1 protein-coding gene is annotated in these 321 nt (G+C 60.7%); it reads left to right on the top strand.

Annotation, left to right across the window (positions count from 1 at the left end; genetic code table 11):
- Positions 1-321, top strand: a 321-nt coding sequence (locus tag MD588_RS25975; protein WP_265700840.1) for a VCBS domain-containing protein, incomplete at both ends; no start/stop codon positions are given.

Genomic DNA, 321 nt, shown 5'->3' with positions numbered 1-321 from the left:
CTTTGATGCTGAAACCGTGACCGATGAGAACTACGGTACCTTCACGATCGACAGCGACGGTAACTGGACGTATGAGCTGAACAACGACTCGGCGGAAGTGCAGGCGCTGACTGAGGCGAGTGAGCCGCTGAGCCGTGAGTTCACTGTGACCACCGCGGATGGTACCGAGCACACCGTGACCGTGACGATTAACGGCAGCGATGACGGCGCGGTAGTCACCCCGTCAACGCCGGATGCCGATGCTGGCACGGTCAAAGAAGATGTGACTCTGACCACCGGCGGCAAGCTGGATGTAGTCGACCCGGATGCGGGCGAGGCGGT

Source organism: Photobacterium obscurum, from assembly GCF_026191635.1.
In the GTDB taxonomy this organism is placed as follows: Bacteria; Pseudomonadota; Gammaproteobacteria; order Enterobacterales; family Vibrionaceae; genus Photobacterium; species Photobacterium obscurum.
This window is presented reverse-complemented; position numbering and strand designations above follow the sequence as displayed.